General features: G+C 73.3%; 10 protein-coding genes. All 10 read right to left on the reverse strand.

All coding sequences use genetic code 11. The annotated features are described in order from the left end of the window. Nucleotides 1–181: 181 nt before the first annotated feature. Nucleotides 182–1,147, reverse strand: coding sequence for a GNAT family N-acetyltransferase (locus tag VGP36_21515; GenBank protein ID HEV7657288.1), 966 nt, complete (start codon nt 1,145–1,147; stop codon nt 182–184). A gap of 33 nt (nt 1,148–1,180) precedes the next feature. Further along, nucleotides 1,181–2,623, reverse strand: a complete 1,443-nt coding sequence (locus tag VGP36_21520; GenBank protein ID HEV7657289.1) for an MFS transporter — start codon at nt 2,621–2,623, stop codon at nt 1,181–1,183. A gap of 112 nt (nt 2,624–2,735) precedes the next feature. Next, the gene (locus tag VGP36_21525; protein ID HEV7657290.1) at nt 2,736–4,418 is read right to left on the reverse strand and encodes a DUF2207 domain-containing protein; all 1,683 of its coding nucleotides are present in this window, start codon (nt 4,416–4,418) and stop codon (nt 2,736–2,738) included. Between the two features lie 10 nt (nt 4,419–4,428). Then, nucleotides 4,429–5,343, reverse strand: coding sequence for an amidohydrolase family protein (locus tag VGP36_21530; protein ID HEV7657291.1), 915 nt, complete (start codon nt 5,341–5,343; stop codon nt 4,429–4,431). Beyond that, nucleotides 5,340–5,708, reverse strand: coding sequence for an anti-sigma factor antagonist (locus VGP36_21535; GenBank protein ID HEV7657292.1), 369 nt, complete (start codon nt 5,706–5,708; stop codon nt 5,340–5,342). The genes VGP36_21530 and VGP36_21535 overlap by 4 nt, the downstream gene beginning before the upstream one ends. Next, a complete protein-coding gene (locus VGP36_21540) occupies nt 5,705–8,239 on the reverse strand; it encodes a SpoIIE family protein phosphatase (GenBank protein HEV7657293.1) in 2,535 nt (844 codons plus the stop codon). The genes VGP36_21535 and VGP36_21540 overlap by 4 nt, the downstream gene beginning before the upstream one ends. Before the next feature lie 40 nt (nt 8,240–8,279). Beyond that, nucleotides 8,280–8,774, reverse strand: coding sequence for an SsrA-binding protein SmpB (gene smpB, locus VGP36_21545; protein HEV7657294.1), 495 nt, complete (start codon nt 8,772–8,774; stop codon nt 8,280–8,282). A gap of 2 nt (nt 8,775–8,776) precedes the next feature. Beyond that, nucleotides 8,777–9,661, reverse strand: coding sequence for a permease-like cell division protein FtsX (gene ftsX, locus VGP36_21550; protein ID HEV7657295.1), 885 nt, complete (start codon nt 9,659–9,661; stop codon nt 8,777–8,779). 1 nt (nt 9,662) lies between these two features. Beyond that, complete coding sequence (gene ftsE, locus VGP36_21555; GenBank protein ID HEV7657296.1) at nt 9,663–10,352, reverse strand: cell division ATP-binding protein FtsE; 690 nt, start codon at nt 10,350–10,352, stop codon at nt 9,663–9,665. Nucleotides 10,353–10,426: 74 nt separating this feature from the next. Next, a partial coding sequence (locus VGP36_21560) for a peptide chain release factor-like protein (GenBank protein HEV7657297.1) occupies nt 10,427–10,882 on the reverse strand: 456 nt, incomplete at its 5' end.

Below are 10,882 nucleotides of genomic sequence, written 5' to 3' on the forward strand. Positions count from 1 at the left end.
TAAGCGGCGAGGGCGACCTCAGAGCGCGAACTGATGTTGGCGCTTGTAGTTTGCAACGGGTGGATTAACGAGATCATCGTTGCCTTCCTCGGCCCGCTTCCCCTGTCTCGACGTCCGAAGTCGAAACCTTTCACCCCCTGGGTGTGTAGACCACCGAGTCTACCTGCCGCCGGCGCGGAGATCACCCCACCGGCCGGGCCCAGGTCACCGACTTGTCGTCGACCGCGAACCCGGCCCGCTCGTACAGGCCGAGGGCGCCGGTCGGGTTGCTGGTGTCGACGGTGAGCGACGCCCGCTGATAGCCCTCCTCCGTGAACCGGGCCAGGGCCGTGGCCAGCAACAACGCGCCCAACCCGCGCCGGCGCCACGCCCGCTGCGTCCCGATCTGGCCGATGTACGCCTCCCGCACGCCGGTCGCCGCCGCGTCGGCCTCGAAGAAGTACGAGAGGACGTACGCCGCGATCTGTTCGCCGTCGAGGACCACCCAGCTGATCGACGGGCGGAATCCCTGGCTGCCGGTGAACCACTGGCCCCAGCGCTGCTCGTCCGGCGGCACCGAGCCCCAGTGGTCGGCGAACGCCTGACCGTGCGCGCGCCGGACCGCGTCGTCCAGCTCCGGTGTCCACAGCGAGACCCGCAGCCCGGCAGGCACCGGCGGGACGGGCGGGAGGGATTCGAGGTCCCGCTTCATGCCGTACCAGAAGCGGATCGGCTCGAAACCGGCCGCGCGGACCAGCGCCGCCAGCGATGGGACCTTCTCCGACACCCAGATGCCGAACTCGCCCGGCACGTCCGGGTGGCGCTCCTCGTGCAACGACGTGCCGCGCTGTGCGGACCATTCGAGCAGCCGGCGGCCGATGCCCTCGCCGCGCCGGGACGGGAGTACGCCGCCCTCGAGCCGGACCCGGTCGACGTCGATGACGGTGCCCGAGCCGCGGGCGGCGGCCCAGCCGACGAGCGTGCCGTCCGGCGCGACCGCGGCCAGTGTGTCCCGGCCGAGGTCGAGCGCGGGGTCGGCGAGCTCCTCGGCGACGTCGGCCTCGTCGTAGTTCTCGCCGGTCTGGTCGACGGCCTCCATCTGCGCGTACAGCCGGGTGAGCGCCGGCACGTCGGCCGGGGTCAGCGCCCGCAGCGTCAGGGTGTCCATACCAAGCAACGGTAAAGGACCGATGCGCGCGAATTAGTGCTTCCGGTTGGTGACCAGGTCGGCGATCGCGATCGCCAGCGCCACCGCGACGAACCCGGTGATGACCAGGAAGCCGGTCCGGACGGCGTCCGGGAAGTCCGGCAGCTGCGAGTAGAACAGACTGCCGACGGCGGCGATCCCGGCCGCGGACCCGATCCGCTGCCCGGTCTGCAGCACCCCGCCGGCCGCGCCGCCCTGCTTCGGCGGCACCTCGGAGAGGGTCAGCGACTGGTTGGGCGAGATCACGATGCCGTTGCCGACGCCGGCCACGAAGAACGGCCCGGCCACGGCCCAGCCGACCGCGCCGCCGTCGACCAGGCCGATCGCGATCCAGGCCCCGAGCAGGCCGAGGATCACCAGCACCAGCCCGGCCGCGACCAGCGCCCGCCCGAACCGGAAGACCACCCGGCCGCCGAGCACCGCCGACAGCGCGGCGCCGATCGCCCACGGCATCGAGGCCAGCCCGGCCTTGAGCGCGCTGTAGCCGATCCCGTCCTGCAGGAACTGCGAGTAGATGAAGAACACGCCGGTGAACCCGGCGAAGTACGCCATCCCCAGCAGCGTCCCGTACGTGTACGACCGCCGCCCGAACAGCTCCAGGTTCACCATCGGCTGCCGGCCACGCCGCCGGTAGGTCTTCTCCCACCGGACGAACAGGTAGCCGAGCAGCGCCGCCGGCAGCAGCAGTGTCCACTTCAGACCGCCGGACCAGGTCCGGCCCTCCACGAACGGCAGCAGCACCAGCACGGTCGCGACGCCCAGCAGCACCGCGCCGACCGGGTCGTAGTCGGTCCGCTCGCCCTTCTCGTGGTGGACGTGCGGCACCGTACGGAAGGCGAGCACGATCGCCAGGATCCCGATCGGCACGTTGACCAGGAAGATCCAGCGCCAGCCGTGGGCGGCGCCGCCGAGCTGGATGAGCAGCCCGCCGACCAGCGGGCCGATCGCGGTGCTGATGCCGACCACCGAGCCGAACAGGCCGAACGCGCGGCCGCGCTCCTGGCCCCGGAACAGGCTCTGGATCAGCCCGGAGTTCTGCGGGGTGACCAGGCCGCCGCCGAGGCCCTGCACGAGCCGCGCGACGACCAGCATGAGCGGGCTCGTCGCGGCCCCGCAGGCGGCGCTGGCCAGGGTGAAGACGGCCAGGCCGAGCACCAGCGTGGGGCGCCGGCCGCGGGCGTCGCCGATCCGGCCGCCGGCGACGAGGACCAGGCCGAAGGCCAGCGCGTACCCGCTGACGACCCACTGCAGGGAGCTGTCCCCGGCGTGCAGGCCGGCGGCGATGCTGGGCAGCGCGACGTTCACGATGCTCACGTCCAGCAGCACCATGAAGCCGGCCACGAGGACGACCGCGAGCGCGCGCCAGCGGCGAGGATCCGGGACGTACTCCTCCTCGGCGGAGGAGGAAGAAGGGGCGGCGCGCTCCTGCGCCGTCACCGCGCCGGGACCCGGATCGGCCCGGCCGGCGCGCGGCCGACCGCGCTGTCCCTGTCCACCCGTCGGTCTTACCACCAGCGGCTGGGGACCGCGCGGTGGCGGCGATCACGGCTCACCAGCTGCCGCCGCCTCCCCCGCCCCCGCCGCCTCCGGCCGATCCGCCGGAGAACCCGCTGCCCCCGCCCGAGGAGGACGAGGACGGGCTGGTCGCCCGGGTCGCGTCCCCGGCGAACGTCGACCACCACATCGGGTTGGACGTGTACGCGTACCCGCCCGCGACCACCCCGGCGGCCAGGAAGGCCGACGCGAGCTGCGGCGCCAGCCCGAGGGCCACCGCGTACGGCAGGAGGCCGGCCAGGGCGCCCTCCCGCTGCTCGGGCGGGAGCCGGGTCGGATCGATCCGGGCCAGGGTCTGCTTGAACGCCATCAGCCGGGACCGGGCCACCTCGCCCTGGGCCGTCCGCCGCGACGGCTTGGTCAGCGCGTGCGCGATCAGCAGGATCCCGCCGGCGAACAAGGCCGGGCCGGCCAGCGCCGCGTGCAGCACGAAGCCGAGCACGAACGTCACCGGGAACGACAGGACCATCATCAGCACCCCGAGCCCGACCAGCCCGGCCCGTCCTCCGCCGGGGGCCGACCGGTACCAGCCCTGCTCGACCACCGCCTGCCGGGCGATCGTGCGCAGCCGGCCACGGGTGCGGGTCAGCGCCCGGGCGGCCGCGGCCAGCGTCGTGTCCGGGCCACGGGCGAACGCCGCCTGCAGCACCTCCAGCTCCTCCGGCCGCAGCGAGCCGTCCGGGCCGCGGCTCGCGACCAGCCGCCAGTCCCGCTCGGACAGCGGCATGATCGACAGGTAGCCGCGGGCGGAGAGGTCCAGCAGCACCGCGACCGGGTCCACGGTCTTGACGTCACCGGTCAGCAGCGTGTTGGCCAGCAGCGGCCGGACCCCGGGCGGCGGCTCGGGCTGGTACTGCGACCGGTACGCCAGGGCCGGCGCCTCCTGCGCCCTCTTCCGCCGTACGCCCCGGACCAGCAGGAACAGCGGCCCGCCGAGGAAGACCAGGGCCGGCACCAGGACGCCGACCGGGTTGCCGGCGAAGAACCGGCCCACGGTCGTCCGGCCGGTCAGGATCGGCTGCGCGTTGGCGACGGTCCCGCGCGGGAACGCGGCGACCACGGTGAACACGTTGCCGGCCGGCAGCGGGCCGCCGCGGTAGCTCGCGCTCGTCCCGCTCGCCTGTGCCGACGGGCAGCCGGCGGAGCTGCCGGGCGGGCCGGCGAAGCAGGTCGCCTTCGTGACCTGCGGGCCGGTGACCCGGACGGTGATCGCGTCGACCGGGACCGGCCAGTCCGGGCCGACCGCGTTCCAGTAGAGCTCGTCGTGGTCGTCGAACCGGGTCGTCGCCGCGGCCACCGTGTACGAGATCCGGTACGAATGCTCCCCGGTGATCGTCCGGTCCGGGTCGCCGACGCGCAGCGTGGTCGTCGAGCCGCCGCCGAGCACCTGCACCTGGTCCGGCGCGTCCTCCGAGCCGACCTGCACGTCCGAGACGGGGTAGCGCCGGTTGTGGCTGCCGTCGTACGGCTGCTGGGTGTCGATCTCGCGCTCGATGCCGTGCTTCGGCTCGCCGCCGAACACGTACGTGATCGACTCCTGGACCTGCAGCGAGCCGTCCGGCTGCGCGGCGAGCTGCACGTCGTAGGTCGTGATCCGCTCGCCGTCGTCCGCGGCCGCCGGCAGCGCGGGCAGGACCGCGAGCGCGACCGCCGCGAGCAGAACGGGCACAGTGCGCATACCAGGCAGACTAGCCAGGGGTGCTGACGGTTCCGTCCGGGTTCAGGCCGAGCAGGTGCACCCCGTTGGACCAGCAGACACGGCGCAGCCAGTCCTCCCCCAGGCCCAGTTCGGCCAGCGCCTCCAGCTGGGTCAGGTACGGGTACGGGATGTTCGGGAAGTCGGTCCCCAGCACCACCCGGTCGCCCAGGTCGGCCAGCCGGGCCGGCAGCTCCGCCGGCACCGGCGCCATGTCCCGGGTGAACGCGGTGCCGAGCATCGTGGTGTCCAGGTGCACCCGCGGGTGCCGGTCGGCCAGCGCGGCGAACCCGAGGTAGTCCGGCATGCCGGCGTGCGCCACGACCAGCACCAGCCCGGGATGCCGGGTCAGCACCCGCTCCATCGGCTCGACCCCGGTGTGCGGGCCCGGCCGGGGACCGTCGCCGCAGTGCACCACCGCGGGCGTGCCGGCCTCGGCCAGCGCACCCCAGACCGGGTCGAGCAGCGGGTCGTTCGGGTCGTACCCGCCGACCTGGAGGTGGGCCTTGAAGACCCGGGCGCCGGCCTCGAGGGCGGCCCGGACGTACGCGCCCGCGGCCGGCTCGGGGAAGAAGGTGGCCGAGGGGACCAGGTCCGGCGTGCGCCCGGCCAGCTCCAGCGTCCAGTCGTTGAGGAAGCGGGCCATCCCGGGCTTGTGCGGGTACGCCAGGCCGGTGAACGCGCGCACCCCGAAGCCCCGCAGCCGCGCCAGCCGCTCGTCGTCGGTGCCCTTGTAGAGGATCGGCCAGGCCCGGCCGTAGTGTTCCTCGGCCTGATCGAAGAACGCCCAGACCGCGGCCAGCACCCGCGGCGGCAGGAAGTGCACGTGCACGTCGACCAGGCCGGGCAGCCCGAGCGCCCGCCAGAAGCCGGGTACCGCGGCGTCCGCCGAGGCGGTCGCCGTCACGAGCGGCGGTCCAGCGCGGCCAGCGCCGCCTCGACGGTCTCGTCCACCGGGATCGCGGCCGGCAACCCGGAGATCGACAGCGTCCGCCCGACCACCGCGTCCGGCGGCACGACCAGCCGCAGCTGCCCGGACCGCCCGGCCAGCCGACCGGAGAGCCGGGACAGCAGCGCGAGCCCGGCGCTGTCCAGGTAGCTCAGCCCGGACAGGTCGACGGCCACCGCGGTCGCCCCGCCGACCCCGTGGGTGAGCAGGTCCTCGACCGCGGCCGCGTTGGACAGGTCGATCTCCCCGGACAGCCGGGCCAGCACGGTCTCGCCGTGCCGCTCGGCCGCGACCCGGGCCAGTTCCTCCGGCGCGCCCGTCATGCCGACCGCCGTCGCATGCTCACCACGGTCCCGCCCTTCCCGGACTCGACCTCGACCTCGTCCATCACGGCCTTCATCAGCGGCAGCCCCCGGCCCCGGTCGCCCGGAGCCGGCACCTGCCGCCAGTTCCCGGTGTCGGTGACCCGGATCGTCAGCTCCCGCCCGGCGCCCAGCCGGAGTTCCAGCACCAGTTCGCCCGCGGCCCCGGATCCGTCGTGGAACCCGTGCTCGACCGCGTTCGCGACCGCCTCGCCGCAGGCCAGCAGCACGTCGGAGACCGTCTCCCCCTCGACGCCGACCGCGGTCAGCCAGGCCCGCAGCTCCCGGCGCATGCCGGACAGCAGCTCCGGCCGGGCCGCCCGCCGGATCCGGAGCACCGGCGCGTACGTCACGCCGAGCAGCGCCACGTCGTCGTCGCCGGCGCCCAGGAGCATCCGCCGGACCAGCTCGTCGGACCACCCGGGCCCGTCGCCGACGGCGACGGACTGCTCGGCCAGCCGGGCCAGCCCGACGTCCAGCTGCTCCCGGCGGCGCTCCACCAGCCCGTCGGAGTACATCAGCAGCCGCGCGCCCGGCTCCAGCAGCACCGTCGCCTCGCCCCGCGGCCCGGTCGCCCCGGGCGGCAGCGCGCACAGCAGCGGTGACCGGCCGTCCTCCAGGTACGTCGCGGTCCCGTCCGGATCGATCACCAGCGGCGGCGGGTGGCCGGCGCAGGCGTACCGGAAGGAGCCGCCGACCGGGTCCAGCACCCCGTACGCGACCGTGGCCAGGCGGGCGCCCTCGACCTGGCGGGCGAAGCGCTCCAGGCCGTCCAGGGTCCGGGCCGGCGACTCCTCGGACAGCGCCAGCGCGGCCAGGGCGCTGCGCAGCTGGCCCATCGTGGTCGCGGCACCGAGACCGCGGCCGACCACGTCGCCGACGGTCAGGCCGACCCGGCCGCCGGGCAGCGCGACCACGTCGTACCAGTCGCCACCGACCTCGAGGGACTCGATCGCCGGGTGGTAGCGGGCGGTCAGCTCCAGTCCCGGCACCTCCGGCAGGGCGGTGGGCAGCATGCTCTGCTGCAGCGCCAGCGCGACGTCGTGCGCCCGCTCGTGCAGCCGGGCCCGTTCCAGCGCCTGCGCGCACTGCTCGGCCAGCGTGATGATCAACGCGCGCTCGTGGGCGTCGAAGGCGCCTTCGACGGCGAAGCTGAGCATCATCGCGCCGATCGGCCGGCCGTGCGAGACCAGCGGCACGACGCCGAGCGCACCGTCGGCGATGCCGATCGCCTTCAGCCCGGGGTACTGGGCCAGCGCGTCCGCGGTCGAAGGCAGCCAGACCGGCTGGCCGGTCCGCGTCACCTCGGCCCGGGGAGAGGCCGCGTCGAGCGGGATCCGGGCGGCCGGCCCGTCGGGCTCCACCGGGAACGACGCGGCCAGCGCGACCAGCTCGGTCCCGGGGTCGTTCAGTACGCCGATCCAGGCCGACCGGCAGCCGGCGACCGACAGGCCGCCGCGGACCATCACCGCGGCCACCTGCTCCACGGTCAGCGCCTCGGCCAAGCCGGCCGTCACCTGCTGGAGCCGGCCGAGCCGCTCGCCGGCGGCGGTCAGCCGTTCGCGCTCGGTGGCCGCCGTGCCGTACAGCCGGGACCGCTCCACCGCCAGCGCGCACTGCGTGGCGACCGTCTCCAGGAACCCGCGCTCGTCCGGGGCGATGCCGCGGGCGGTGCTGAACCCGATCGCCAGCGCGCCGATCACCTGCCCGCCCGAGCGCAGCGGCAGCGCCGCCCAGGCCCGCTGGCGGGACGAGCCGGGCGCCTGGAACATGGCCGGGAAGCGGGCGTGCGCCTCCTCCCACGAGCCGAGATAGACCGGCGCCCCGGTGAGCACGGCGACGCCGCCGGGGGTGACGTCGTCCAGCGGCAGCCGGCGCCAGTGCTGGACGATCTCGGCCGGGTAGCCGGCGGCGCCGACGACCGTGAGCATGGCCGGGTCCGCGCCGGGCTCCCGCAGCAGCAGCGCCAGCCCCCGCGCCCCGAGCACCGACAGCGCCGGCAGCAGCGCGCTGCCGGCGACCTGCTCCGGGCTCAGCGCCGCGGCCAGCTGCTCGGTGAGCTGCTGGAGCCGCTCGGCCCGCTCCTCCGTACGGCGGCGGCCGGTGACGTCCAGCAGCCAACCGACGATCTCCACCGGCCGCCCGGCGTCGTCCCGGGCGAGGACCTGCTCGTCCCGGACCCAGCTCCAGCCGCCGTCCGGAGCGCGCAGCCGGTGCTCGGTGACCGCCTGGCCGGTGACCGGCAGGTCCGCCAGCGCCGCCGTGAACCGCTCGACGTCCTCGGGGTGCAGCCGGCCGCCCAGCGGCGCCGGGTCGGCCAGCAGCTGCGCCGCGCTGCAACCGAGGAGCCGGGCGACGTTCCCGCTCACGAACGTCAGCCGGTACGGCGGCGCGGGCTCCAGGCAGTAGACGACCGCGGGGCTGGAGCGGACGAGGTGCTCCAGCCGATGCTGTGCCACCGGTCCCGCGTCGACCCCGCCCCCACCGGTCATGCGCGAATCGTGGCCGCCGGGGACGCTCCGCACAACCTGCTCAGACCCGGCCCTTGATCCGGCGGCCCATCTCCCGGGCGATCTCCCGGTTCGCGTCCCGGGTGGCCAGATCCTGCCGCTTGTCGTAGGACCGCTTGCCCTTGGCCAGCGCGAGCTCGACCTTGACGTGGCTGCCGGAGAAGTAGAGCTGGAGCGGGACCAGGGTCAGCCCGCTCTCCTTCGTCCGCATCTCCAGCCGCTCGATCTCGGCCTTGTGCAGCAGCAGCTTGCGCTTGCGGCGCGGGGCGTGATTGGTCCAGGTGCCCTGCGCGTACTCCGCGATGTGGACGCCCTGCAGCCAGACCTCGCCGTCGTCGATGGTGGCGAAGCCGTCCACCAGCGAGGCCCGGCCCTGCCGCAAGGCCTTCACCTCGGTGCCCATCAGCACCACGCCGGCCTCGAACGTGTCCACGACGGAGTAGTCGTGGCGGGCCTTGCGGTTGGAGGCGATGACCTTGCGGTCGCCGGGCTCCCGGTTGGAGGACTGCTGTGCCATACCTACAACCGTACGTACAGGCGCAACGTGACATACGCGGCCACGCTGGCGAGGACCACGCCGACGCCGGCCACGTACGGGCTGATGGCCAGGATGGTGCCGAGGTCGATCGGTGGCACGATGCCGGACCGGATGGGTTCGGCCAGGGTCTTGTCGACGAACAGGAACTTCGCCGCGACCAGGCCGCCGAGCGCCAGCACCGCACCGGCCAGGCCCGCGAGCGCCGCCTCCAGCACGAACGGCAGCTGCGTGTACCAGCGGGAGGCGCCGACCAGCCGCATGATGCCGGTCTCCACCCGTCTGTTGAACGCCGCCACCTGGATCGTGTTGGAGATCAGCAACAACGCGGCCAGGGCCTGCAGCAACGCCAGCGCGATGGCCGCGTTCCGGACGCCGTTGAACAGCGAGAAGATCCGGTCCAGGACCTGGCTCTGCCCCTGGACCTGGTCGACCCCGTTCTTGCCGTTCGGGAACTGCTGGGCCAGGACCGTGTAGCGCTCCGGGTCCTTCATCTTGACCAGGTACGTCGCCGGCAGGTCTTCCTGGGTCGCCTGATCCAGCAGCTGCGGGTTGCCCTTGAACAGCTTCTTGAAGCGGGCGAACGCCGCGGCCTTGTCCAGGTACTGGTAGCTGGCGATCTCCGGCGAGGAGTCCAGCTGGCTGGTGATCGACTCGCGCTGGGCCGCGGTCGCGGTGTCCTGCAGGTAGACCGAGACCTCGAGCTTGTCGAGGTAGAGCGACTTCATGTCGCCGATCTGGTTGGCGACCAGCAGGCCGGCGCCGAAGAACGCGAGCGAGATCGCGGTCGTCATGATCATCGCGATCGTCATGGTCAGGTTCCGCCGGAGGCCGGTGGCCACCTCGGTGAAGACGAAGTTCAGGCGCATGTCAGCGACCCACCCCGTAGACGCCCCGGGCCTGGTCGCGGACCAGCCGGCCCAGGTCCAGCTCGATCACCCGCCGGCGCATCGAGTCCACGATGTTGTTGTCGTGGGTGGCCATGAGGACCGTGGTCCCGGTCCGGTTGATGCGCTCGAGCAGCAGCATGATGTCCTGGCTGGTGTCGGGGTCGAGGTTTCCGGTCGGCTCGTCGGCCAGCAGCACCAGCGGCCGGTTCACGAACGCGCGGGCGATCGCCACCCGCTGCTGCTCACCGCCGGACAGCTCGCCGGGCAGCCGGTGGGCCTTGCCGTCGAGGCCGACCAGCTCCAGCACCTCCGGCACCACCTTGCGGATGGTGTGCGCGGGCTTGCCGATGACCTCGAGGGCGAAGCCGACGTTGTCGGCCACCGACTTCTTCTCCAGCAGCCGGAAGTCCTGGAAGACGCAGCCGATCGTGCGGCGCAGCGCCGGGACCTTCCATCTGGACAGCCGCCCCAGGTCCTTGCCGGCGACCTGCACCCGGCCGCGGGTCGGGTTCTCCTCCTTGAGCAGGAGTCTCAGGAACGTCGACTTGCCGGAGCCGGACGGGCCGATCAGGAAGACGAACTCGCCCTTGTCCACATTGAGGCTGACGTCGTCGAGAGCGGGTCTGGCGCTCGACGGGTAGAGCTTCGTTACTCGGTCCAGGCGGATCACGGGAGCGGAGTCTACCCACGCGTACGGTGTGGGACTAAAATCCCAGGGTCCTTACGGGACCGGTGACCCGGTTTCTACTGGTCGCCCTGCTGCTTCCAGCGGATCTCGGCCTCGACGAAGTCGTCGATGTCGCCGTCCAGGACCGCCGTGGTGTTGCCGGTCTCGACCTCGGTACGCAGGTCCTTGACCATCTGGTACGGATGCAGCACGTAGCTGCGGATTTGACTTCCGAAGCCGATGTCCTGCGTCGCGCCGCGCTCTCGTGCGATTTCCTCCTCGCGATGCTCTTCCTGGAGCTCGGCGAGCCGCGACTTGAGAATCCGCATCGCCGTGGCCTTGTTCGAGGTCTGTGAGCGCTCGTTCTGGCACTGCACGACGATCCCGGTCGGCAGGTGCGTGAGGCGAACGGCGCTGTCGGTCTTGTTGACGTGCTGGCCGCCGGCGCCGCTCGCGCGATAGGTGTCGATGCGGAGGTCGCTCTCGTCGATATCGACCTCGCTGTCGTCCGGGAGCAGCGGCGCCACGACGAC

The sequence above is a fragment of the Mycobacteriales bacterium genome (genome assembly GCA_035995165.1).
Classification (GTDB): Bacteria; Actinomycetota; Actinomycetes; order Mycobacteriales; family CADCTP01; genus CADCTP01.